This is a genomic window from Sporosarcina ureae (assembly GCF_029267015.1).
Taxonomy (GTDB): domain Bacteria; phylum Bacillota; class Bacilli; order Bacillales_A; family Planococcaceae; genus Sporosarcina; species Sporosarcina ureae_D.
This window is the reverse complement of sequence record NZ_JARIEA010000005.1, coordinates 1-22,542: the sequence shown is the minus strand read 5'-3', so window position 1 is coordinate 22,542 and position 22,542 is coordinate 1. Positions and strand designations below refer to the sequence as shown.

Here is a 22,542-nt window from a genome sequence, read left to right as displayed (position 1 = left end):
GAGTCCTCCTTTATATTTGAGAGTGCAAAATATATTTGCGTTTGTTAACGTTTACATTTATAATGATGCAAGAAAACATTGCACTTTGCAAGTGTTTTGATAAATTTATTTTTCTTTTTAGTATTTTACTAATAGAATTCTGATAAATACTACTTTTAGGAAGGTGTTTTTGATGAATAGTTATAAAGATGCATTAGATATATGCAATCAATTTGCAGTGGATCATGCAAATATCGGAATACATGCCGTAGACCATTCAGGACGCACACTTGTCTACAATCGTAAAATGAAGGAAATTGAAGGATTAAATCTCGAGGATATAAAAGACCATTCTATATTGGAGCTATTCAACTTCGACAAAAGCGAAAGTACCTTGATGAAAGTATTGCAGAGCGGAGAACCACAATTGCGAGTGAAGCAGAGGTATTGGAATACGAACGAATTAGAAATCACCACGATGAATGACACCTACCCTATTTATGAAGAACAGGAATTGATCGGTGCGATTGAATTTGCCCAAGATATTACCGCATTGGAGAAGTTCGTTCTGCAACCATTGCGTAAAAACCGTGGACCGATTACATTCAATCAAATCACAGCCCACTCTCTTGCGATGAAATCGGTCATTGCGACTGCTGAAAAAGCGGCAGATGCAGGATTGCCTGTTTTATTAATTGGCGAGACTGGCGTCGGGAAAGATAATCTTGCTGAAGCTATTCACTACGGAACCTCAGAAAATCAAAGAGTATTTCACACATTCCATTGTCTACATGCTGATACAGATATCATTCAGCAACTTAACGAAACTTTACAACAGCAATTGCCGATGACGTTATTTTGTGAGCGAATCGACTCATTATCAATTTCCTTGCAACAGTCATTACTTTTCGTTTTGCAAAAATCATCCACTCATCAGTTTATCGCGAGTATTGGAGATGACCCAGTTGAACTTATTGCATCCGGGACTCTTTTAAAGGAGCTTTATTATTTTTTCGCGTCATTCGCTATCCGGATCCCTCCCCTACGTAAGCGCCCTGAAGATATTATTCCTTTTGCCGAATCCTATCTGAAGACGAGAATAGAATCGCTCGGAACAGGGTTAACAAAAATCGATGAAAAAGTCAGCGAGTTACTATGTGCATATGAATGGCCAGGGAATTTGCGTGAGCTGGAGTTTTTGCTAGACGAGGTATCCTCCATGCGTACAAGTGAAGATACATTGACGTTTGATATGCTGCCATTGCAGTTTAAGTTAAAGGTGGAGTCCATTTCGGATGAATCATCGCAGCCAAAAGACTTTATTGTTCAAAGCGATTCAAAGTTAGTACCACTTGATCAGTATTTGCGCGAAGCGGAAAGGTATTATCTTCAGAAAGCGATGAAGTTGCATGATGACAATATTACGAAAACTGCCAACTCACTCGGTATGAGCAGACAGAATTTGCAATATCGATTAAAGAAGTTGAAGGAATAAAGATACTGATTTTGCAGAAGTGATTTTAATGACGTTACTTGCTAATTTAAAAGCAAAAAAGGACTGTTACAGGAAGTTATATTCACTCCCTGTGACAGTCCTTTTTTATTAACGTCCGGATTGTTCGATCCAGCCTTGTAGCTTATCTTTCAATGAATTAAAGCCGTCCGCGTCTTGCTGATCTACACGTTCCTGCAATGATTGACGGGAACGTTGATTGTTCAAGTAAGAGTTCGGTGGCTCTTGTAATGCACGAATAGACAAACTGATTTTACTCGCTTTTTCATCCACATCCAGTACTTTGACGTGAACTTCTTGCCCAACTTCCAAAAATTCGTGAATGTCTTTAACGAACCCATACGTGATTTCAGAGATGTGCACTAACCCTTGCGTTGAAGCATCCAGCGCTACAAACGCACCGTACGGCTGTATTCCGGTAACTTTACCGGATAGCTCATCTCCTACTGCAAATTTGTGAGACATGCAAAACAGCTCCCAATCTAAAGTAGTATCTAGTCTGCCTTTGTGGCCGTTTCATAGTATACCATATTTCAAAGTTTTGAACAAAAAAACGCCATCCAAAAGACGGCGTTAACTATTTAATATTGGACGATTGAGTTAGCTTCATATTTAATCGCAATTAATTTATAGGATATATCCATACACTTCTCTAAAGGTATCCAAATATCGTGTGTATGCTCATAGACATCGCGAATACATTTAGCCAAGTCAGCTGGATGATCCACATCATGAAGCTTCGTCACTACATCTGCAATTTCTCTATCATATGCGTATTCTCCTTCTTGGAATGGATCCCACTGCTTAAGAAGTACAACCGCTTTTTTATTCATTTCGATGGTTTGCACGATTCGTCACCTGATTCGTATTTTCTTTTAATGATAGCACAGTGTTGTGAAAGAAAACAGAAAACAGTTACAAAGAGATTGATAGCATCCGAGAAAACTCAAAAAAAGAACATCCCGGTCAATCGATGGGATGCTCTTGATTTTTAATTTGTTGTCGTTCTTTTAAAATACGATGTTCCAGCTCTTTCGTTTCTTCTTCCTGCCGTTTGGACTTCTTGAGAATCCAACGAAATACGAACAGCATAAGCGTCATGAAGATGACGAAAGAGATTGCTGCTGGAATGTATTCTGATTTATCTTCAGGAAAATAAAGAAACGGCATCAATAGAACGAAGTCCATGCTAGTTTCCCCCTATGAATCAAACCTTCTTATTTTTGAAGGATTTCGATTGACTCAATTTTAATTTCTTCTTTTGGCTTGTTGTCGCGGTTAGCTTTTGCGTTTGCAATTTTATCAACTACGTCCATTCCTTCAAGTACTTGACCGAATACAGAGTGCTTCTGATCCAAGTGTGGTGTTCCACCATTTGCTTCATACGCATCTGCGATTTCTTCAGGCCAGCCACCTTTTTTCAATTGTGAAGCTGATGCGCCTGCAAGTGAAGATGCTTGGACGATGAAGAACTGGCTGCCGTTTGTGTTCGGTCCAGCGTTCGCCATAGATAGTGCGCCACGTAAGTTGAATAGGTCCATAGTGAACTCATCTTGGAATGTGTTGCCATAGATGCTTTCTCCGCCCATTCCTGTTCCAGTTGGGTCTCCACCTTGGATCATGAATTCAGGGATTACACGGTGGAAAATAATACCGTCGTAATAACCGTTTTCTGCGTGAGTCAAGAAGTTTTCAACAGTCTTTGGAACTTGCTCTTTAAAGAGCTTTATTTTGATTGGCCCCATTGTTGTGTTCATTGTAACGAGTGCTTCGTTTTCTGCTACTTCAGTCGATAATTGTGGATACATAATATTCCTCCTCTAATTTGCATACGTGTTCATTTTGATACTGTTTTGTGTATGAAAACAGTTTATCATACATGACTAGAAAATTCGATAATTGTAACTGTGACAGTTAGTTGACAGAGTTTTTTCGCCGAGATAGAGCACACTATTTGAAGTGGACAATGTTGATCTAGTGTGTTTTTTCGCGTGTGAGATGCTCATAGTCCACGCGTATTCGCTCTATTGTGACCCCCAAGCGCTCTATCACGATCCATTTGCGCTCATACTTTCCTGTTGATCGCTCTATGACAGGCCGTAAGCGATCATAGTCGCCTTGCAACCGCTCATAGCTATCCGCCTTTCTACTTCAACAGAATACAAAAAGCCAATCTACCTCCTTTACTCCAACTGTAGGTGCAAGCACTATGTTTCCTTCGACTGCCGAATTGATTTATACTATAAATCATCTAATATTCACAGGAGGAAGGCGTTACAATTTTGAGTCGACATAAGAAGAATTTCATCATCATCTGGGTCACGAACTTTCTTGTAGCAGGGACGATGACGATGATTATGCCGTTCCTGTCGTTATATATTGAAACGTTTGGAGATTACTCTGATGCATATGTCCAGAAGTGGGCAGGATTAATTTTTGGTGCAACATTTATTACCGCGCTCATTATGTCTCCTATTTGGGGACGATTTGCAGATCGTTTCGGCTTTAAGCCTATATTGCTAATTAATGGTTTCGGGATTACGATTTCGGTCTTTTTAATGGGCTTTGTGAATTCCGTAGAAACCTTTTTTGTCTTAAGACTTCTGATGGGTCTAGTTACAGGCTTTTTACCGACCTCATTAGCTTTCATTTCATCTCAGACGCCACGTGAGGAAGCTGGTAAAATGCTCGGGACGTTGCAAATGGGCGGTGTCTCGGGAATGCTATTCGGTCCTGTTCTTGGCGGTATGATGGCGGATACGTTCGGTTTTGAGTATGCCTTCATCATCACGTCCGTTTCCGTACTGTTTGCCACAATGCTTGTGCTATTTGGAATTAAAGAAGAAGCGCGTGTAAAAGTGCGGAAAGTAGCGAAGTATTCGCGGAAAGTCATTTTGGGCGGATTATTCAAACACCGTCTGATGTTCAACGTCATGCTCGTTACGACGTTGATCCAAGTCGGGAATTTCAGCATTCAGCCTTTGCTGTCACTCTACGTAGCGGATTTGACTCATGCCGCAACCAATGTTGCGTTCCTTGCCGGATTGACGTTCAGTGCTACAGGACTCGGTAATTTACTCTTTGCCAGGTACTGGGGGAAGGTTGGCGACGATGTCGGGTATGAAAAAATTCTTGGATTACTGCTCATCATGTCGTTCGTCTTCATTATCCCCCAAGCGTTCGTTACGGAACTTTGGCAACTGGTCTTATTGCGGTTCTTGTTTGGTATATCGACAGGCGGTATGATTCCACTGACGACAGCACTTGTCCGCCGAGAAGCTCCACTGGAAGTCCAAGGCGAAGTAATGGGGTACAACACCAGTTTCCGCTTCCTTGGTAATATCATCGGGCCAATGTTCGGTGGAATTGTCAGTGGATATATCGGTATTCCGGCAGTATTCGTCGTGACAGGCGTATTGTTCATCGTTGGGTATCTATTCTTATCCATGGCTGTACGACGACCTACGCAGGATTTCGAACACTTCTTGGAAGACCGGCAAGTTGAAGCAGATGAACACATATAATCTTCGCCTCGCAAACCGTTAATCGGTTGCGAGGCTTTTTATGTCCTATGATTCAGGCGGCACTTGTTTCGATATGTTATATTTTTCTATAGCTATGCGAAAGTACAGGGAGGCTAGTAAGTTGAAACAAACGATTGGACTAGTGATCACGCTTGCTTGCGTTCCACTATTATTATTTATACAAAACCAAATCCAGGCGGAGACGGTGCAGACTGAAAATTTGCATGCTTCTATTCGTGACGCAGTGCAATTAGAAGCACCCGCCATGGTCTCCCCTATTCAAATGAAAGACCGTAATGGCGAATTATTCGCAGAAGAATATACTGAATGGCGGCGACCGATCGCTTTGGAAGACATGACGTTCTTCACTCGTCAATTATTTTTAAAAAGTGAAGACCGAACATTTTATGAGCATCGTGGCTATGACATTGCGGCTATCATTCGGGCTTTTACGATCAATGCTGCGGCAGATGACAAACGGCAAGGCGCATCGACCATTACACAGCAAGTTGTGCGCATGCGTTATTTATCAACAGAGAAAACATACGAAAGAAAATTTAAAGAGTTATTCCTCGCTGCAGAGTTAGAAAAGCAATCGACAAAAGATGAAATTCTAGAGATGTATTTGAATGAAATGTATTTCGGCAATCAAGTGTACGGAATTGGCGGCGCGGCAAGCTATTACTTCAGCCGCCCTCTCGAAAAACTACATGAAGCAGAAATTGCATTTTTAGCAGCCATTCCAAACAATCCTTCACTTTATAATCCCATCAAGCATTTCGATAAAACGAAAGAACGTCAATTACGGCTTCTTCGAGTAATGCTTGATCAGCAAGTGATTACACAAGAACAATTTGATGGATACAGTACATTTCCCATTAATTTACACGTGAAGAAAAAAGAACAGTTTCATCCTATGTACAGTTCTTATGTATTGGAAGAATTGAAAGACCTTATTGCGCAGACGGAAGGACTCGATGTGTCGAAGAACAAGGCCAAGACACCTGAAGAACGTCAGCGTTGGCAAAATGAAATCAATCGTCGCACCCGTGATGTGATTAGTAAAGGCGTAACGATTGAAACGGCTCTTGATCAAAATAAGCAACAACACGATGAAAATCGTTTGAATGCATTGATTGGAACGGGCGGGGTTCAAGCGGGTGCTGCCGTTATCGACAATGAAATGCGCGAGATTATTAGTCTGTATGCGGGTTCAGGTTATAAAAAGACAGACTTCAACCGAGCTTATCAAGCCGTTCGACAGCCTGGTTCAGCAATCAAGCCACTGCTCGTCTATGCACCGTTTTTCGAAAGCGGCCCGTATCATGCGGATACACCTGTCAACAGTAGTAATATTTGTATTAACGGGTATTGTCCGAAGAACTTTGGTCACTATCAGTTCGGCACGACGACTGTACGGGAAGCGTTCCGCAACAGCTATAACACGACGGCTGTGCGTTTGTTGCAACGTGTAGGTATAGATACAGCATTTTCTCATCTAGCTCCATTTCATTTTCAGCATGTAGTGGCAGCAGACCGTTCCTATCCTGCTGCACTCGGCGGATTTTCTAATGGCGTCACGCCACTCGAACTTGCCGGAGCGACAACGAGTTTTATCGATGGGATATATTTGACACCGCATGCAATTCGCGCGGTAAAGGATAATCGAGGTGAAGTGCTATATAAGTGGAAGGATACGTCAAAAGCGGTTTGGTCTCCTTCAACAGTCCGCAGTATACGTTCCTTGATGAAAGAAGTAGTCGTCAACGGGACAGGCGAAGGGATTCCATATACAACTAGCTATACGGGAGCGAAGACTGGAACGACCGATTCGTTTAAAGACTTGTGGACGATCGGCATGAATGATCGCTATACGTCCGCAGTGTGGATCGGCTATGATAAACCAACACCGATACCACGTCTACGCGATCAAAAAATCCATCTGCGTGCTTTTTCCTCTACGATGCGACCATAAAAGCCTTGCAGATCCGAAGTGACGGATCTGCAAGGCTCTTTTTATTTCACCGGATTCGCAAACGGTATACTGGCTAGCAAGCCGTTATACAGCCTGAAAATAATATAGACAAGTCCCGCCACCAATACACTCCAGATGATGATTTGAAAGAAGATCAACCCTACTGTATGCGTCAACGGCATAAATGGACTTAATTTGTAGATTACATAAATGAAATAGACGAAAGAAGTGATAAGGAAGATTAACGCCAATGTCTTCCAGGATTGAATGCCAATTACCGAAGCAAGCGCACCGATAAAGTAAATGACTGCGCCAGATTTCGAAGCACTATATGACGCATCCGCTTCTTCTTTCAAGAAAAATAATAAGGCCGTTTCATGAATAGTAACCGCAATCAATTTTAATGCAGCGAATAACATAAAGAATAATAAGGAATACATAGTCAACAAAAACATTCGCAACTGAAAGTCCGATAAAAACTCTCGCATACCTTGATAGAGACCGATTTCCTTAAACAGGATCAATGTCTCCCCCACACTGTAGACACCGAACGTTAAACTGAACAACAGTACGGTGACAAAGGGCAAATAACCGAATAAATATGGATTTTTCATACTACACCTCAAAAATATTTTTTCACCCTCCTAATAATATAAGAAGGAAGTCGAATAAAGCAATAATTGGACAACTGTCGTCTATGCAATTTAAAATGTTTTACGCTATACTAACAAATACGCCCACGCATATTGCTATGGGAATTTGAATATGTGAAGAACATGGTTGGAAGGAGGATTCTCTTGGAATTCGTGTTATTGATTTTTTTACCTGTAATCTTCGCAATACTTGTTCCTTTTGCTTATAAGAAAATCAAAGGAATACATACGGGTTGGTTCGTCTTTCTCGTCCCGCTAGTATTGTTCGGCTATTACTTAAGTTTCTTGCCGTTAGTGATGGATGGTGATCATGCTAGTTCTGAATTAAATTGGATTCCATCACTAGGTATTGCATTTACTTCGTACATAGATGGTCTAAGTTTATTATTTACGCTATTGATCACCGGTATCGGTTCGTTAGTTGTATTGTACTCTGTATTTTATATGGATAGAGAAAAAGAAGATCTAGGTAGTTTTTATGTCTACTTACTGATTTTCATGACCGCCATGCTTGGAGTCGTACAATCTGACAACACGATGACACTCTATTTATTCTGGGAGTTAACATCGATTTCGTCCTTCTTATTGATTGGTTTCTGGTACACGAAGGATAAATCACGTTTTGGTGCATTGAAATCCATGATGATTACAGTGTTTGGTGGATTGATGATGCTCGGGGCATTCATTTTACTCAGTATCATGGGAGAAACATTCTCTGTTCGTGAATTGATTGCGCAAGCTCCTGATCTTGTAAGTCAACCATATTTCACACTAGCTTTAATCTTACTATTGCTCGGCGCCTTTACGAAATCGGCACAATTTCCATTCTACATCTGGTTACCGGATGCAATGGAAGCGCCAACACCAGTCAGTGCATACTTACACTCCGCCACGATGGTTAAGGCGGGTATTTATTTGGTTGCACGTTTTACACCGATTTTCGGTACGTCGTCCACATGGATTTGGCTTGTTACTGGAATCGGATTGCTGACACTCTTCTGGGGTTCGTTCTTTGCAGTGAAGCAAACGGATTTGAAAGCGATTTTAGCATTTTCAACAGTCAGCCAGCTCGGATTAATTATGTCTTTGCTCGGTGCAGGCGCCATCTCGTATCATGCGACAGCGGCCATGTTCGGCTTCGCGACGTATGCGGCGATTTTCCACTTGATTAACCACGCAGCATTCAAGGGTGGACTCTTCATGATTGCAGGCATTATCGACCATGAAACCGGTACCCGAGATATTCGTAAGCTCGGTGGATTAATGAGCGTGATGCCAATCAGCTTTACTGTTGCAGCTATCGGTTCATTATCCATGGCTGGACTGCCACCGTTTAGCGGATTCTTGAGTAAGGAAATGTTCCTTGAATCCATGGTAGCGCTTCGACACTTTGAATTATTCAACTTCGATACATGGGGTATTATGTTCCCGATCGTCGCTTGGATTGCCAGTGTCTTTACGTTTACGTACAGTATGTATTTTGTGTTAAAAACATTTATGGGGCAGAAGAAATTTGACAAATTGCCGAAACAACCGCATGAAGCGCCGATTGGCATGCTGATTGCACCTATGATTTTGGCAACGATCGTCATTCTTGTGTTCTTCATTCCGAACGTAGTTGGTAAGTGGATTATTAAACCGGCTGTCATGGCCATTCAACCGACATTGTACGCAAACCCTTCCGCTATTGATATTCATGTCAAAGCTTGGCATGGTTTCGGAGCAGTTGGCCTATGGTTGACTATTGGCGTGATCGCATTCGGTACATTACTTTATCTGACCATTCCAAAATGGCAGCCACTCTATCGTATCCAGCCTGATAAGTTATCGTTGAATGAAGGCTATGATGCATTGATGCGTGGAAGTGAAAAAGGATTGAATCGTGTTTCTCGTCTTTATATGACAGGCAAGATCCGGACATACTTATTGTATATGTTCGCTTTCATGTCCGTTTCGATCATCGCGCTATTGTTCATTAAGGATGCATTTGTTGTCGATATGAATAGTTTCGCAGCGATTACATTATATGGATCGTTAAATGCGATTGTGTTAATTTTATCTGTCGGATTTGTTGTGTTTGCGAAGTCTCGTCTTGCTGCGATTATCGCGCTCGGCGGCGTCGGGTATTCCGTCGCATTATTCTTCGTCATCTTCAAAGCGCCTGACTTAGCGTTGACGCAACTCGTAATCGAGACCGTATCCGTTGCGTTGTTCTTGCTGGCATTCAAGCATTTACCGGCACTCAGCACGCACGGAGAAACGAAACGCAATAAAGTAGTGAACTTGATTGTTTCATTGAGTGTAGGTGTGATGGTGACATTGGTCGCCCTATCCAGCCACTCACAAAAAATGATCCCTTCGATTTCTCAATACTATAAAGATACGGTTGAGTCAGAAGCAGCTGGCGGAAATATCGTCAACGTCATTCTTGTAGATTACCGTGGATTTGATACATTATTTGAGATCGCAGTATTAGCTATTGCGGGGATCGCGGTACTTGGCATGATTCGCTTGCGTGTATCGAGAAAGGAGCCGAACGATGAAAACAAATGATGTTATTTTACAAACTACAGCCAAAGTAGTGTTTTTCATCATCTTCCTGTTCTCCATCCACATCTTTTTCGCGGGTCACTATGCACCAGGTGGAGGATTCGTTGGTGGCTTGTTGACAACAGGGGCAATTGTGCTGTTGTTGTTGGCATTCGATTTACGGACGATCCAACAAATTCTACCGTTTAACTTTACGATCATGACTGCAATCGGATTATTGCTTGCATTAGGGACAGCGGCCGGCTCGATTTTCTTTAATTTGCCGTTCTTCACGCATGCTTTCAGTGATTTTGATTTACCACTGTTCGGACATACGTCTCTTCACACAGCGATGTTATTTGATAGTGGCGTCTACTTAGTTGTCGTCGGTTCCGCCATCACGATTATTCAATCAATTGGAGGCGATGACTGATGGAGTTTATTCTTTCAATTCTCATAGGGATATTATTTACGGCAGCCGTCTATTTGATATTATCGAGAAGTTTACTGAAAGTGATTTTAGGTACTGGTTTGCTTAGTCATGGAGCACACTTGCTCATTCTAACGATGGGTGGACTTGGAGGCTTAGCGCCTCCCGTTGTACTCGACGGTGTGACTGAATTTGCAGATCCCCTGCCTCAAGCATTGATTTTAACTGCAATCGTCATTAGCTTTGGTGTGACGGCAGTCATGCTCGTCATGGCGTATCGTATGTATGCTGTACATCAAACGGATAATATGAATGAATTGAGAGGGAATGATGAACATGATTAATCTTCTTTTATTTCCGATCATTATTCCTTTCTTTTTCGCGATGATTTTATTGTTTTTCAAAGAGCAAGTGATCGTCCAAAGAGTTTTGACACTGATCGGATTGGCTCTCAGTCTAGTTGCTTCTTTGTTGCTTATCGCGACAGTGAAGACAGAAGGAATCCAAACCGTGACGCTCGGAAGCTGGCCTGCGCCATTCGGAATTACGATGGTGTCGGACATGTTCTCCGCCATGCTCGTCACGACGACAATTAGTATTACATTTTTTGTCGTCCTTTATAGCTTTTCGTCAATTGGTGTAGAAAGAGAAAGGTTTTTCTACTATCCTGCAATTCTTTTCATGATTACAGGAATCAACGGCGCCTTTACAACAGGTGATATTTTCAATATGTTCGTATTCTTCGAAGTGCTACTGATCGCATCGTATTTACTGATCGTGCTTGGCGGCGAGAAGAGACAGCTTCGCGAATCCATCAAATACATATTGATCAACGTTATTTCATCTGCAATTTTCGTTATTACAGTAGCGTATTTGTACTCCATTATCGGCACATTGAATATGGCGGATATTTCAGTGAAGATTGCTGAAATTAATCAACCGGGGATCATCTCGGTCATTGCGATTTTATTCTTGATCGTCTTTGGCATTAAAGGGGCAATCTTCCCTCTATACTTCTGGTTGCCTAATTCGTATGCTGCGCCGCCAATTCCGGTGCTCGCATTGTTCGGTGCCTTGCTTACTAAAGTAGGTGTCTATGCGATTACGCGTACGTATACGTTGTTTTTCGTGCATGATATCGGATTTACACATCAGTTTCTAATGATTTTGTCGTTACTGACAATCATTGCAGGCTGTATCGGTGCTCTCGCTTACTTCGATGTAAAGCAAATTATCATTTACAACATCATTATTGCAGTAGGTGTGATTTTATTCGGTGTTGCACAAATGAATACTGCTGGACTCGAAGGGGCAGTATTTTATTTGATTCATGATATGTTGATCAAAGGGGCGCTATTTGTCTTGATCGGCATCATCATTTATGTGACCGGGACTTCTAACTTGCGGGAGATGGGTGGTTTAATTAAGACCCATGCCACGCTCGCTTGGATGTACCTAATCGCTGCATTCGGTCTAGCAGGTATCCCTCCATTAAGTGGATTCATCGGAAAAGTGCTCATCACAAAAGGGGCATTTGAAGCGGATCACATAATTGGCAGCATCATCATTCTCGCATCGAGCTTAGTTGTGTTGTTGTCTGTTATACGGATTTTCATTTATGCTTTCTGGGGTCCTCAAAAGAACGAGTTACCTGCTCGGGACAAAGGCGTTTATCGTCAGATGATGATTCCAGCTATCCTGCTGGTTGTCATTACGGTAGCGTACGGTGTCGGGACAGAGTGGCTTATGCCATATATGACGGATGCAGCAGATGTACTAGCTGATCCATCCATCTATATAAATGCGGTGTTAAAGGAGTAGAGGTCAATGGCTTTTCAGATACTTTTAAATTTCTTCATTGCAGTCGTTTGGATGTTCATGTCAAGTTCATTGACACCTTCTACGTTCATCATCGGATATATCATCGGACTGTTGATGATCATTATGACTCGCCGCTATTTCAGAGACCGCTTGTACATTTGGCGAATCTGGTCTGCAGTGAAACTTGCAACGATTTTTCTAAAAGAGCTTATCTTGTCGAATATTTCCGTGTTATTACTAGTCATAAAACCGGATCTTTCTACTATGCAACCTATGTTTTTTGCTTTACCGACTGAACTAGAGAAAGATTGGGAAATCACCTTATTATCCAGTTTGATTACATTGACACCTGGTACAGTCGTCGTGCATGTATCAGATGATCAACGAACGTTATATATCCATGCGATCGACGTGGATGATGTGGATGAAGCAATCGACTCTATTAAGAACACATTCGAGAAAGCCATCATGGAGGTGAGCCGAGGATGAACCTATTTTACTCAGTCTGTCTCGTGCTGGTCATCTTGTCTATGCTCGGATTATTATATCGTGTATGGAAAGGCCCGTCTGTTCCAGATCGGCTAGTCGCGCTCGATGCGATTGGTGTCATGCTAATCTCGGCTATCGCGCTGCTATCCATCCTATTTGATACACCTTTCTTCATCGATGCGATTCTATTAATTGCGATTATGTCGTTTATCGGTACGGTATCCTTCTCGAAATTTATTGAGAGAGGAGAGATCATCGATAGTGGATCTGATCGCTGATATTATTATTGTGTTTCTTGTCACAGTGGGGATCATTTTTACGATCGTCACAGTCATCGGAATTTTGCGGCTGCCGGATGTCTACACACGCGCACATGCCGCTTCGAAGAGTGCAACACTCGGAGTTATGAGTTTATTGCTTGGCGTCTTCCTCCATTTCTGGTGGAATGAAGGCCACTTCAGCGTCGCACTGTTGCTCGGTATCGTCTTCTTGTTCATCACTTCCCCCATTGGCGGTCATTTGATGACACGTGCAGCTTATATGGCAGGAGTCGAACCTACCAAATTAACGGTTGGAGATGATCTGAAAGAAGCTGCAAAAAAGCACCGCAAGGAATCAAATAAAAACACGCCGGATGACAAATAGTCATCTCGGCGTGTTTTTTAAAAGTATGGATAATAAGGATAATACGGTTGTTGATAGTATGGATAGCTGTTGTAGTAAGGTGGGTAGTACCCTCCACCATAGCCACCGCCGTAACCGTAGCCGTAACCTGGAGAAATAGCATTGCCTAAAAATCCACCGACCAATCCACCAAGGAATGGACCGCCGAATCCGAAGCCACCGCCTCCGCCAAATCCGCCACCATGATAACCACCACGACCGCCACCGTGTCCACCTCTGTAATTTCTAGTCATGTAATAAGCTCCCCCTTTCCCTCTATCCTATGACCAACTAGAAAGAAGGAATGGGTAAAGCGCCTAGAGTAAATTATTCTTGTGATTCTGTTTCAGCGGCTAAGCGCTCTACAAATGTTGCTAATGTACGGACCATAACGCCAGTCGCACCTTTAGGGCCAAGCACATGTGGACTTGCGGCGTCAGATGTGCCTGCGATATCTAAATGAATCCAAGGCGTATCCCCAACGAATTCCCCTACGAAGCCGCCTCCGAATATCATATGGCCGTCGCGTCCAGGTGAGTTGTTCAAATCAGCGACATCACTTTTACGAATCCGCTTGCGATCATTTTCAGTTAACGGCATTTGCCAAACAAATTCTCCTGTTTCCTCCGCTGCTTCCTGGAACTGCTTATAGAACTCCTCGTTATTCGTCAGCGCACCCGTTTTATCGTTACCGAGCGCTACAATGACACCACCTGTTAACGTGGCTACATCAATCAGATATTCAGCTCCCGCTTGCTTCGCATACGTCACGGCGTCAGCCAGTACTAAACGACCTTCTGCATCTGTATTGAGCACTTCAATTGTTTTGCCGCTTAATGAAGTGATGACGTCGTCCGGTTTGAATGCTTCGCCAGAGATCATGTTGTCGGATGAAGCTATAACGGCAATTACGTTCTTTCTTGGCCGTGACTCTCCTATGATGGCCATAGCGCCTAGAACAGCCGCTGCACCACCCATGTCACCTTTCATGCCTACCATGCCGTCTTTAGGCTTCAGCGAGTAGCCACCTGTGTCATACGTGATTCCTTTACCTACTAATCCAATTACATCTTCCCACTGTTCAGTCGCTTGATACTTCAGCACAATTAGTTTCGGTTCTTCTACTGAACCTTGATTGACCGCAAGAATTGCACCCATACCAAGCTCTTCCATTTCCGCTTTACTAAGAATGTCGATTTCTAAGTCATAGCTTTCGGCTAATTCCCGTGCATACTCCGCCATCTTAGTCGGCGTCAATAGATTTGGTGGGACATTGACGAGAGTACGCGCCTCGTTCACTGCATGCGCAGAAATCATTCCTACTTCTCCTGCCGCAATGATGCTTTGTTCATCAGCATTCGTAATGAAGGTTACTGTTGTAAGTGGTACGTCTACTTCATTAGAAGTGGTTTGGAATCCTTCATATGCATACGAGCCCATACCGATACCTTCAGAGGCTAGGAACGCTACATCCTCACAATGGATCTCTTCATTGCAGAAAGGCGCTGTCCAGACCCCTACAGTACGTACACGGTCCTTATGTAGTTGGCTACCTACAGCAGCGAATAGTTCGCGTACTTTTTGTTCTGTCAACTGTTTCTGATTGCCGACACCTACAAAATATACACGGTCGTAAGTTTGCTTAGATAAGGCGGGCATTTTTGTGATAGTTTTAAATTTCTGTTGAATATCATGCGATTTAATCCAGTCTGTCAATGAAGGATGGAATGATTCGACGAACTGATCAAACCCTTCTACGTTCTCTGGATGGTCAGGTACTCCTACAACTAGCACCTCTACTTCCTTCTGATTCATTGCCGATACGGTTTCTACGTTTATCATCTTTTATTCCTCCCCTTTTCTTTACGCTTACCCCATACTAGTATAGACTAGTCAGATTACCACTTACAACGACAAGGATTGTTGGGTTTATACGACGATTCAATACAAATTATGATATACTGTTTGCAAAACTACTAACATAAAAGGAGTGGAATCTCTTGGCTATTTTTGAAAACATACCGCTCCTCGCAGCGCTATTCGCCATTTTATTTGCGCAATTCGTAAAAATACCCATTCATTTTTTATTAACGCGTAAACTCGATTTCGGACTTATGACTTCCACAGGTGGCATGCCCAGCTCCCATTCAGCAGCAGTCACCGCACTAACAACTGCTATCGCATTCGAAGCAGGCTTAGACTCCCCTCTATTCGCTGTCTCTGCCATTTTCGCAGTCATCGTTATGTTTGACGCAACTGGCATTCGCTACCAAGCGGGACAACAAGCCGTCATCATCAACCAAATGCGCTCTGACTTCCAAATGTTTGTCGACGATCTAAAACACTGGCCAAAAAAAGACAACGACGCCAAAATCCAGGAACTCAAAACTCTACTAGGCCATAAACCAAACGAAGTGTTCTTCGGAGCCCTAACCGGCATCCTCATCTCTATTCTTACGTATACAGTTATATTGTAATCTTTAAAAAGCAAAAAAAACGGAACTGTCACAAGATGTCGTAAATCACGACTTCTTGTCCAGTTCCGTTTCTTCTTATCCACATAATCAAAGCATCAGAACATCTGATACCCCATCTTGCGTAAAACCTTCATCACAAATCCTGCGATAATCGCTCCGACCATACCACTCGCCAAAATCACGATATCTACCACATGAAGCGACATTAAATTCGCACCCAACTCACTAAACGCATAGCCTGGCTTCGTAAAGTACTCATACATCGCCACATCATCAATAATGAAAATCACGATAATCGGATAAATAATAGCCATCAGCCAAGTCATACGCAATAGCATGTTTAATAAAAAGCCGATACCGAAAAACATAACAATAAATATCAAGATCGATAGCATCACTTGCGCTATAGATATAGTTTGCATGCTTGCTAACCTCCAGTTCATCACCTCAACATTTTACAGGATGACGGGAAGTCTTTCAATAGAATGAGACAGTGTACACACAACGTTCTTCTAAGATGTCATGAATTCTTAAAATCTGACAGACGATTTTCTCTACTTCGACTGCTTTCACAGTTGACTTGTTGCCTGTTTTGTTGCATACAAAAAGCACTCGCAAAAACGAGTGCTCTATTATAATCATTTCAGAACGTTAAATTTACCTTTTTTAATCGTGAGTCCAAGACCACCGATCATGAATAACGCACGGTTATCGATCATTTTCTTCATAAATGACGCTTTAGTACCTGTCACTTTTTTATCAAATACGACACCAATTGCGTCAGAATCCCCTAATGAACAAACGCTACCTTTTAAATCAGGTACGAATTCTTTAGTTGGGTTTCCTTTCATCAACGCGATGATGTTGTTCGCAATCATATCACCTTGTTGCATAGCGATTTGTGCTGTTGGAGGGAATGGACGATTGATCGCTTCGTTGATCATCAATGCACAGTCACCTACGACAAATACATCGTCGAATCCTGGCGCACGCATATCTTTTTCAACTTTTACGCGAGCACGCATGTTTTCGATACCAGATTCTTCTATTAGACGGTTACCACGAACACCCGCAGCCCATACAACCGTTCCAGCTTTGATGAATTCAAACTCATCTTCGCCTTTTTTAATCTTCACGCCTTCAGGAGTTGCTTCTACAACCGGTGTTCCGATTGAGAATTCTACACCTTTCGCGCCTAATTGACGTACTGCATATTCTACAAGTTCCGGATCGAAACCAGGTAATACCATTGGAGCCGCTTCTACACATAGAATACGAACCTTTTTAGCTGGCACATCATATTCTTTACATAGTTCAGGTACACGGTTTCCTAGTTCCCCAAGGTACTCAATTCCTGTGAATCCTGCTCCACCTACGATAATAGTTAAACGGCTATCATCTTTTACTTCTTCAGTAGACCATGTTGCGAATTGATATTCCATGTGATCACGAATTTGACGTGCTGCATTCACATTTGCGATAGACAATGCGTACTTGTCCAAGCCTGGAATACCGAAAGTTTCACCTTCGAAACCAAGTCCGATCACAAGGTAATCATATGTGTGTGATCCAAGATTTGTCTTTACGCTTTTTGTATTCACATCGATGCCAGTTACTTCAGCTTCGATGAATTTAACTTTATTGCTATTGATTACACTTGAGATATCGTAGCGAACTTGTTCTGGAGTTAATGTTCCAGCTGCCGCTTCATGCAACCATGTAGATTCATAGTGATAATCATTTTTGTTGATTAGAACGATGTCTGCCTCGTCTGTGCCTAATGACTTCTGTAAATTGACAACGGTCATCAAGCCACCGTAACCTGCACCCAATACTAAGATTGTTGGTCTTTTCACGTAAATCGAACCACCTTTTAGTTTATTAAACGCCGAGTACGTGTAAAATCAATCTAACTTGGTTTTGCAGTGCCGGCATTTAGTTTGATATTGATTTAATCTTACTTTCATTACTTATAGTAGACCTTTTGAGCGAGTATTTCAACACAATTGATATTATGCAAATAATCAAATTTAATTAGTAGAATTCCCCATGGATAATTCTACCTTATTTCTTATGATTTCTTGATCACATTTCACTTGTACCCGCTAAATCATAGGCTTTCTTAAGCCTTGCTACATGAAGTTCAGCAACTATTATCTGTAAGTATATGAATTTTATAATCGTCATAACGTTATCCAAAATATTACTTTTCTTTTTGATTTTGCTTTTTCTCCAAATAATCCAAACGTATTTTTTCAAGTTGTTGTCTTTTATCAAATTGAGCTGGTTTATTTTTTTCATGATACTTCGCTACTGCCATCTTACCTTTGGAATCCAAATGATATTTCCCCATCGTATTCACCTACTTTTGTATTATTTAAAGAGAATGTGTTCAATACCATTATATTAAAAACCTTTACTATTCTACACTTGTACTTTATTAGTGTAGCGCTTTATTCGACATATAGCAGTAAAAACTTACTGAGATCATGCAAGAAATATTTTCTATAATGCAGGCAACTTATTAAGCTGAGCGTTTATATTATCTTGATTCGATAGTCATTTAACTATAGGTAGACTTTGTCGTCTTTTTAACTATATAAAAAGGCCTCTTTGACTTGTTCTGTTTTAGCAACAGACAAATCAAAGAGGTTTATTTTCTCACTTTTTCAGGATGATGCGAGTATTGCATTCCAACTGTTAATCGCATTCTGCAGGTGCGCCAGCTTTTTTAGCTGTTCTGAACGAAGTACCGCAACCACAATTTGCAATCGCATTCGGATTGTCGATCGTGAAGCCGCCACCCATTAAAGATTCTTTATAATCCACTTTCGTACCTACGAGAATAGCTGCATCCTCTTCTTTCACCACTACAGGAATACCGTGTGCTGTATAAGAAATATCATCCGCTTCTTTTTCTTGTGCAAAGCCTAGACCATATGTTAACCCGCTGCAACCTCCGCCATTAACGGAAACGCGCAAGAAAGAACCTTCTTCTTCGTTATGTTCCATCATCTTTTTCACGTGAAATGCTGCTGCTTCTGTAATTTCTACTGTATTTGTCATATCTATCACTCACTTTCCACGTTTTCTTTTTATCATATCAATCTTTTTCATCACAATGCAAACAAATAGTCCCCCTACTAGGTCTATTTTAATGTATAATAAGACTCAGGATAGAAAGGAATGATATTAGTGGAAATCAGCCCATTTTACGAGAAGAAAATGCATTGTTTACTTTGTAAAGAGCATTTTCCTACTACTAAAATCCGTTCACGCCAAGTAAGAGTAATCGACCACGACAGCGATTTTAGACCTATTTATATAGATAAGACAATTAACCCTATTTTTTATAATGTTGCCGTTTGCCCACATTGCGGTTTTGCGTTCACTGATGATTTCGCTCCGTATTTTGCACCTGGCACAAAAGAAATGATCGCTAAAAATATAACTGCTAAATGGCATAGCCGTTCATTTGGAGGCGAACGTACAAAAAAGCAAGCTGTAGAAGCCTATAAATTAGCCTACCTAAGTGCCAACTTCAAAAAGGAAAAGCATTTAACTATGGCAGGCATGATGTTACGTATAGCTTGGATCTATCGAGAAGATGAAAATCTCCCTAAAGAAATGCGGTACTTAGAAATTTCCCGTGACCTATACATACAGGCATTCTCTGAAGGTGACTATATAGGAACACAAATGTCTGAAACCCGCGTACAATATCTAATTGCCGAACTATCTTGGCGCATCCATGATCGTGCAGAAGCCATTCGAAACTTTTCTCGCGTCATTGAAACACAAAAAAGATCGACTGAACCTAAAGTAATCCAGATGGCCAAAGATCGTTGGCAAGAAATTCGGGATGAAGAAGCCGTTCATAAAACAAGTTGAATAATGAAAGCCGTGCAAAGAAGATCAAACTTCATTTACACGGCTTTTCTCTTGGTGAAATTAAAAGACCTGTTCTACTTCTACTACACCTGGTACTTCTTCAAGTAATGCGCGCTCAATACCAGCTTTTAATGTAATTGTTGAACTCGGGCATGTTCCGCAAGCTCCTAAAAGGCGCAGCTTCACAATTCCTTCGTCAATATCCACTAATTCGCAGTCCCCACCGTCTCGCAAAAGGAATGGACGTAATTTATTTAGCACTTCTGTTACGGGCTCATATAATTTAGTATCTGTTGTCATTGTAATCACACTCTCCTTTCCTTATACTTATTATAAACTGCCAAGCAGAAAAAATCCAATAATGAATCGGAGGATTGACTAATATGTCACAATCACCTGCAACAATTGAAGTTTATGGAGCAGAAATCATCTGCGCAAGTTGTGTAAATGCACCTTCTTCTAAAGATACGTATGAATGGCTTGAGGCGGCAATTTCAAGAAAGTACCCTGACCAGCCTTTTACTATTACGTATATCGATATCGATCAAGAATTAGCAGAATCTCGCCAGCAAGATATTGCAGAAAAAATCCGTGATGACGAGTACTTTTATCCACTTGTAATGATTAATGACGAAATAATTGGCGAAGGTCATATACAGCTGAAGCCTGTTTTTAATGCATTGGAATCACAGGGTTACCACGCAGGATAAATTGATAATTTGCTTGATTAATTGAGAACACGAAATCTGTATATTTAAAGAAGCGACACGTTCTCGGTGAACATGTCGCTTCTTTTGTATGTACTTACTAGCTACGAAAAATAATGCATAAAAAGAAGCCACCTCATTGAAGTGACTTTTACATACCCAATATTATCCATTATGCCATTTGTACATCCATAGCAAGCCAGATTTCATTAGACGTGCGATTCTTCCGGTAACAGTACGATCTGCCAAGTATGCAAATCCTTGTTTCTTTCCTAATGAGCCCATGAAGCCTTTTAGTTTCAATTCAGGCATTTCAAGCATCAATGGTTCACCTTTCCAAGTAGAGCGTAGTACTTGAACGATTTGTTCTCCTTGTACTTCCGCCAACTGAGCGCTCGGTGCATGTGGAAGCGCAGCAATATCCCCTACCACGTAAATATTAGGATAGCTCGGAATTTGGTGATATTGATTGAGTACGATTCGGCCTGAACGGTCTTTTTGAACGATTAAATCATCCACAACTTTGCCTGGTTTAATACCAGCCGTCCAAACGACTGCGTCTACATCAATCGTATCTTCATGATTATATAGGACATGTTCGCCCACTTTCGTGATGTTTGAATTCGCAACAACTTCTACTTCGTTCTGATCAAACCATCCTTTGACGAAGTTACTCAATCGCTCAGGGAAGTCTCGTAAAATACGTGGGCTACGGTCGAATAATTTAATATTCAAATCAGGACGACTCTCGCGCAATTCACTAGCTAACTCGATCCCACTTAGTCCAGCGCCTACAATTCCTACCGTTGCGCCACCGCCTAAACCTAGCAATGTCTGATACGTCTCACGTGATTTACCGATTGTTTGGATACTCAACGTGTGTTCAGCAGCGCCAGGTACGTTGTGATAGTTGTCTTCGCTACCTAATCCAATAACTAATTCATCGTAGGGTAGTGCTCGTCCATCTGCTAGTAACACTTCTTGTTCTTCAGGCTTGATTTCTTGAATCTCACCTTCTACCACTTTCAATTGTTCATGGACTGGAATCGTTACGCGAACATCCGAGTCGGGAACCGTTCCTGCTGCTAGTGCATAAAATTCAGTCTTCAAACTATGAAAAAGGGTTCTATCGACAAGTGTAATTTCGATATCACTTGATAATTCTTTATTTAGCAAACGCAATAAAATTCTCATATTACCATAGCCGGCACCTAGTAAAAGTAATTTTCTCATTATGCTCTCCTTCTATGTCTATTTTTCTCGTGCATCTCATTTGCTATTATAGCAGTTTGTGATGACTTTCACAATATGCCAAGTTCATTGACGCATTTGCAAAAAAAGAGTACCATTTCTAGTAGGCGAGGTGAGAAAGATGAATCCCATCGTGGAGTTTTGTATCAGTAATTTGGCCAATGGTTCCTACCCTGTATTTGAGGCGTTGGAGCGTGATCCGAACGTTGACGTGTTGGAATATGGTTGTTTGAGCTATTGTACGAAGTGTAGTGATACGTTGTATGCGCTAGTTAATGGTGAACTTGTCGAAGCGGATACTGCGGATGAATTGACGAAGCGTATTTATCAGTTCATTGAGGAGAATCCACTTTTTTAATACAAATAGAATTCATGAGACATTTGGGAAGTGTAGTGCTTCTTGGACGTCTTTTTTCAATCCCTGATAGATGATGGAATTAAGGAGTAAATTGGTGAGTACGATAAGGTCAAAAGCAAGAGCGTAGGAATAGTGAGTGAGTTTGTGAGTGGTTCGGGATGGAAGCTCCAGTTGGCGGACGCTTTCCCATGGGCCTGCGGTGAGCCAACTAGTCACTGCGTTCCTTTAGTTGTCTCACCTGATCAGGCTGATCCATCGGGAGTCGCCGCCAACTTCCGCTTC

27 protein-coding genes are annotated in these 22,542 nt (G+C 41.6%); 14 read left to right on the top strand and 13 right to left on the bottom strand.

What is annotated here, in order from left to right:
• Nucleotides 1-172 precede the first annotated feature (172 nt).
• Nucleotides 173-1,474, top strand: a complete 1,302-nt coding sequence (locus Q7P97_RS00885) for a sigma 54-interacting transcriptional regulator (protein WP_303965184.1) — start codon at nucleotides 173-175, stop codon at nucleotides 1,472-1,474.
• 108 nt (nucleotides 1,475-1,582) lie between these two features.
• On the opposite strand, the gene yugI is transcribed toward Q7P97_RS00885, so the two are convergent.
• The 4 genes from yugI to Q7P97_RS00865 all read right to left on the bottom strand — a co-directional run bounded on the left by yugI (nucleotide 1,583) and on the right by Q7P97_RS00865 (nucleotide 3,300).
• On the bottom strand, nucleotides 1,583-1,957 hold the full coding sequence (gene yugI, locus Q7P97_RS00880; protein ID WP_085426777.1) for a S1 domain-containing post-transcriptional regulator GSP13: 375 nt from the start codon (nucleotides 1,955-1,957) through the stop codon (nucleotides 1,583-1,585).
• A 116-nt stretch (nucleotides 1,958-2,073) separates the two neighbouring features.
• Nucleotides 2,074-2,340, bottom strand: a complete 267-nt coding sequence (locus tag Q7P97_RS00875) for a DUF1871 family protein (RefSeq protein ID WP_303965180.1) — start codon at nucleotides 2,338-2,340, stop codon at nucleotides 2,074-2,076.
• A gap of 118 nt (nucleotides 2,341-2,458) precedes the next feature.
• Nucleotides 2,459-2,680, bottom strand: coding sequence for a hypothetical protein (locus tag Q7P97_RS00870; protein ID WP_085426778.1), 222 nt, complete (start codon nucleotides 2,678-2,680; stop codon nucleotides 2,459-2,461).
• A 29-nt stretch (nucleotides 2,681-2,709) separates the two neighbouring features.
• Nucleotides 2,710-3,300 (bottom strand): peptidylprolyl isomerase, encoded by a 591-nt coding sequence (locus tag Q7P97_RS00865; protein WP_085426779.1) that lies wholly within the window; start codon nucleotides 3,298-3,300, stop codon nucleotides 2,710-2,712.
• A 474-nt stretch (nucleotides 3,301-3,774) separates the two neighbouring features.
• Between Q7P97_RS00865 and Q7P97_RS00860 the strand changes: the two genes are divergently transcribed.
• Nucleotides 3,775-5,016: an MFS transporter gene (locus Q7P97_RS00860; RefSeq protein ID WP_085426780.1), complete on the top strand. Its 1,242-nt coding sequence runs from the start codon at nucleotides 3,775-3,777 to the stop codon at nucleotides 5,014-5,016.
• Between the two features lie 121 nt (nucleotides 5,017-5,137).
• The gene (locus Q7P97_RS00855) at nucleotides 5,138-6,991 is read left to right on the top strand and encodes a transglycosylase domain-containing protein (protein ID WP_303965171.1); all 1,854 of its coding nucleotides are present in this window, start codon (nucleotides 5,138-5,140) and stop codon (nucleotides 6,989-6,991) included.
• Nucleotides 6,992-7,032: 41 nt separating this feature from the next.
• Here Q7P97_RS00855 and Q7P97_RS00850 read toward each other — a convergent pair whose 3' ends face one another.
• On the bottom strand, nucleotides 7,033-7,605 hold the full coding sequence (locus Q7P97_RS00850; RefSeq protein ID WP_303965168.1) for a YufK family protein: 573 nt from the start codon (nucleotides 7,603-7,605) through the stop codon (nucleotides 7,033-7,035).
• 183 nt (nucleotides 7,606-7,788) lie between these two features.
• Between Q7P97_RS00850 and Q7P97_RS00845 the strand changes: the two genes are divergently transcribed.
• Genes Q7P97_RS00845 through mnhG form a run of 7 tightly spaced genes read left to right on the top strand, consistent with a single transcriptional unit; the run spans nucleotide 7,789 to nucleotide 13,558 of the window.
• On the top strand, nucleotides 7,789-10,197 hold the full coding sequence (locus Q7P97_RS00845) for a Na+/H+ antiporter subunit A (protein ID WP_303965165.1): 2,409 nt from the start codon (nucleotides 7,789-7,791) through the stop codon (nucleotides 10,195-10,197).
• Entirely contained in the window at nucleotides 10,184-10,606 is a 423-nt protein-coding gene (locus tag Q7P97_RS00840) for a Na(+)/H(+) antiporter subunit B (protein WP_303965162.1), read from the top strand. The genes Q7P97_RS00845 and Q7P97_RS00840 overlap by 14 nt, the downstream gene beginning before the upstream one ends.
• Nucleotides 10,606-10,947 carry a Na(+)/H(+) antiporter subunit C gene (locus tag Q7P97_RS00835; protein WP_303965159.1) on the top strand — a complete coding sequence of 114 codons (342 nt, stop codon included), beginning with the start codon at nucleotides 10,606-10,608 and terminating at the stop codon, nucleotides 10,945-10,947. The genes Q7P97_RS00840 and Q7P97_RS00835 overlap by 1 nt, the downstream gene beginning before the upstream one ends.
• Nucleotides 10,940-12,424, top strand: a complete 1,485-nt coding sequence (locus Q7P97_RS00830) for a Na+/H+ antiporter subunit D (RefSeq protein ID WP_303965206.1) — start codon at nucleotides 10,940-10,942, stop codon at nucleotides 12,422-12,424. Before Q7P97_RS00835 ends, Q7P97_RS00830 begins: the two co-directional genes overlap by 8 nt.
• A gap of 6 nt (nucleotides 12,425-12,430) precedes the next feature.
• A complete protein-coding gene (locus Q7P97_RS00825) occupies nucleotides 12,431-12,913 on the top strand; it encodes a Na+/H+ antiporter subunit E (protein WP_303965156.1) in 483 nt (160 codons plus the stop codon).
• Nucleotides 12,910-13,191, top strand: coding sequence for a Na(+)/H(+) antiporter subunit F1 (locus Q7P97_RS00820; RefSeq protein WP_085426787.1), 282 nt, complete (start codon nucleotides 12,910-12,912; stop codon nucleotides 13,189-13,191). Before Q7P97_RS00825 ends, Q7P97_RS00820 begins: the two co-directional genes overlap by 4 nt.
• Complete coding sequence (gene mnhG / locus Q7P97_RS00815) at nucleotides 13,175-13,558, top strand: monovalent cation/H(+) antiporter subunit G (RefSeq protein ID WP_099625741.1); 384 nt, start codon at nucleotides 13,175-13,177, stop codon at nucleotides 13,556-13,558. Before Q7P97_RS00820 ends, mnhG begins: the two co-directional genes overlap by 17 nt.
• A gap of 17 nt (nucleotides 13,559-13,575) precedes the next feature.
• Here the strand turns inward: mnhG and Q7P97_RS00810 are convergent, their stop codons facing one another.
• Together Q7P97_RS00810 and Q7P97_RS00805 are read right to left on the bottom strand one after the other, a co-directional pair.
• A complete protein-coding gene (locus Q7P97_RS00810; protein ID WP_303965142.1) occupies nucleotides 13,576-13,830 on the bottom strand; it encodes a hypothetical protein in 255 nt (84 codons plus the stop codon).
• A 73-nt stretch (nucleotides 13,831-13,903) separates the two neighbouring features.
• The gene (locus tag Q7P97_RS00805) at nucleotides 13,904-15,418 is read right to left on the bottom strand and encodes a leucyl aminopeptidase (RefSeq protein WP_303965140.1); all 1,515 of its coding nucleotides are present in this window, start codon (nucleotides 15,416-15,418) and stop codon (nucleotides 13,904-13,906) included.
• 158 nt (nucleotides 15,419-15,576) lie between these two features.
• On the opposite strand from Q7P97_RS00805, the gene Q7P97_RS00800 reads away from it, so the two are divergent.
• Complete coding sequence (locus Q7P97_RS00800) at nucleotides 15,577-16,053, top strand: divergent PAP2 family protein (RefSeq protein WP_085426790.1); 477 nt, start codon at nucleotides 15,577-15,579, stop codon at nucleotides 16,051-16,053.
• Nucleotides 16,054-16,148: 95 nt separating this feature from the next.
• Here the strand turns inward: Q7P97_RS00800 and Q7P97_RS00795 are convergent, their stop codons facing one another.
• The 4 genes from Q7P97_RS00795 to Q7P97_RS00780 all read right to left on the bottom strand — a co-directional run bounded on the left by Q7P97_RS00795 (nucleotide 16,149) and on the right by Q7P97_RS00780 (nucleotide 19,119).
• Nucleotides 16,149-16,475 (bottom strand): YuiB family protein, encoded by a 327-nt coding sequence (locus Q7P97_RS00795; protein ID WP_085426791.1) that lies wholly within the window; start codon nucleotides 16,473-16,475, stop codon nucleotides 16,149-16,151.
• A gap of 216 nt (nucleotides 16,476-16,691) precedes the next feature.
• The gene (locus Q7P97_RS00790) at nucleotides 16,692-17,909 is read right to left on the bottom strand and encodes an NAD(P)/FAD-dependent oxidoreductase (protein WP_303965135.1); all 1,218 of its coding nucleotides are present in this window, start codon (nucleotides 17,907-17,909) and stop codon (nucleotides 16,692-16,694) included.
• A gap of 347 nt (nucleotides 17,910-18,256) precedes the next feature.
• Complete coding sequence (locus tag Q7P97_RS00785) at nucleotides 18,257-18,406, bottom strand: hypothetical protein (protein WP_303965133.1); 150 nt, start codon at nucleotides 18,404-18,406, stop codon at nucleotides 18,257-18,259.
• Between the two features lie 347 nt (nucleotides 18,407-18,753).
• Entirely contained in the window at nucleotides 18,754-19,119 is a 366-nt protein-coding gene (locus tag Q7P97_RS00780; protein WP_085426793.1) for a HesB/IscA family protein, read from the bottom strand.
• A 120-nt stretch (nucleotides 19,120-19,239) separates the two neighbouring features.
• Here Q7P97_RS00780 and Q7P97_RS00775 point away from each other — a divergent pair, with 120 nt between their 5' ends.
• Nucleotides 19,240-19,944, top strand: coding sequence for a DUF2225 domain-containing protein (locus Q7P97_RS00775; protein WP_303965130.1), 705 nt, complete (start codon nucleotides 19,240-19,242; stop codon nucleotides 19,942-19,944).
• Nucleotides 19,945-20,004: 60 nt separating this feature from the next.
• On the opposite strand, the gene Q7P97_RS00770 is transcribed toward Q7P97_RS00775, so the two are convergent.
• A complete protein-coding gene (locus tag Q7P97_RS00770) occupies nucleotides 20,005-20,244 on the bottom strand; it encodes a NifU family protein (RefSeq protein WP_085426795.1) in 240 nt (79 codons plus the stop codon).
• Nucleotides 20,245-20,327: 83 nt separating this feature from the next.
• Here Q7P97_RS00770 and Q7P97_RS00765 point away from each other — a divergent pair, with 83 nt between their 5' ends.
• Complete coding sequence (locus tag Q7P97_RS00765; RefSeq protein ID WP_303965125.1) at nucleotides 20,328-20,654, top strand: YuzD family protein; 327 nt, start codon at nucleotides 20,328-20,330, stop codon at nucleotides 20,652-20,654.
• 162 nt (nucleotides 20,655-20,816) lie between these two features.
• On the opposite strand, the gene Q7P97_RS00760 is transcribed toward Q7P97_RS00765, so the two are convergent.
• On the bottom strand, nucleotides 20,817-21,884 hold the full coding sequence (locus Q7P97_RS00760; protein ID WP_303965122.1) for an NAD(P)/FAD-dependent oxidoreductase: 1,068 nt from the start codon (nucleotides 21,882-21,884) through the stop codon (nucleotides 20,817-20,819).
• Between the two features lie 139 nt (nucleotides 21,885-22,023).
• On the opposite strand from Q7P97_RS00760, the gene Q7P97_RS00755 reads away from it, so the two are divergent.
• Complete coding sequence (locus Q7P97_RS00755; protein ID WP_085426798.1) at nucleotides 22,024-22,260, top strand: YuzB family protein; 237 nt, start codon at nucleotides 22,024-22,026, stop codon at nucleotides 22,258-22,260.
• Nucleotides 22,261-22,542: the final 282 nt, after the last annotated feature.

Bases quoted from the DNA above. Each gene is read 5' to 3' on its own strand.
- Q7P97_RS00835 (WP_303965159.1), top strand. From the start codon at position 10,606: ATGGAGTTTATTCTTTCAATTCTCATAGGGATATTATTTACGGCAGCC.
- Q7P97_RS00780 (WP_085426793.1), bottom strand. From the start codon at position 19,119: ATGACAAATACAGTAGAAATTACAGAAGCAGCAGCATTTCACGTGAAA.
- Q7P97_RS00820 (WP_085426787.1), top strand. From the start codon at position 12,910: ATGAACCTATTTTACTCAGTCTGTCTCGTGCTGGTCATCTTGTCTATG.
- yugI (WP_085426777.1), bottom strand. From the start codon at position 1,957: ATGTCTCACAAATTTGCAGTAGGAGATGAGCTATCCGGTAAAGTTACC.
- Q7P97_RS00775 (WP_303965130.1), top strand. From the start codon at position 19,240: ATGATATTAGTGGAAATCAGCCCATTTTACGAGAAGAAAATGCATTGT.
- Q7P97_RS00785 (WP_303965133.1), bottom strand. From the start codon at position 18,406: ATGGGGAAATATCATTTGGATTCCAAAGGTAAGATGGCAGTAGCGAAG.
- Q7P97_RS00865 (WP_085426779.1), bottom strand. From the start codon at position 3,300: ATGTATCCACAATTATCGACTGAAGTAGCAGAAAACGAAGCACTCGTT.
- Q7P97_RS00840 (WP_303965162.1), top strand. From the start codon at position 10,184: ATGAAAACAAATGATGTTATTTTACAAACTACAGCCAAAGTAGTGTTT.
- Q7P97_RS00850 (WP_303965168.1), bottom strand. From the start codon at position 7,605: ATGAAAAATCCATATTTATTCGGTTATTTGCCCTTTGTCACCGTACTG.
- Q7P97_RS00765 (WP_303965125.1), top strand. From the start codon at position 20,328: ATGTCACAATCACCTGCAACAATTGAAGTTTATGGAGCAGAAATCATC.
- Q7P97_RS00795 (WP_085426791.1), bottom strand. From the start codon at position 16,475: ATGCAAACTATATCTATAGCGCAAGTGATGCTATCGATCTTGATATTT.
- Q7P97_RS00885 (WP_303965184.1), top strand. From the start codon at position 173: ATGAATAGTTATAAAGATGCATTAGATATATGCAATCAATTTGCAGTG.
- Q7P97_RS00805 (WP_303965140.1), bottom strand. From the start codon at position 15,418: ATGATAAACGTAGAAACCGTATCGGCAATGAATCAGAAGGAAGTAGAG.
- Q7P97_RS00825 (WP_303965156.1), top strand. From the start codon at position 12,431: ATGGCTTTTCAGATACTTTTAAATTTCTTCATTGCAGTCGTTTGGATG.
- Q7P97_RS00830 (WP_303965206.1), top strand. From the start codon at position 10,940: ATGATTAATCTTCTTTTATTTCCGATCATTATTCCTTTCTTTTTCGCG.
- Q7P97_RS00755 (WP_085426798.1), top strand. From the start codon at position 22,024: ATGAATCCCATCGTGGAGTTTTGTATCAGTAATTTGGCCAATGGTTCC.
- Q7P97_RS00770 (WP_085426795.1), bottom strand. From the start codon at position 20,244: ATGACAACAGATACTAAATTATATGAGCCCGTAACAGAAGTGCTAAAT.
- Q7P97_RS00870 (WP_085426778.1), bottom strand. From the start codon at position 2,680: ATGGACTTCGTTCTATTGATGCCGTTTCTTTATTTTCCTGAAGATAAA.
- Q7P97_RS00810 (WP_303965142.1), bottom strand. From the start codon at position 13,830: ATGACTAGAAATTACAGAGGTGGACACGGTGGCGGTCGTGGTGGTTAT.
- Q7P97_RS00760 (WP_303965122.1), bottom strand. From the start codon at position 21,884: ATGAGAAAATTACTTTTACTAGGTGCCGGCTATGGTAATATGAGAATT.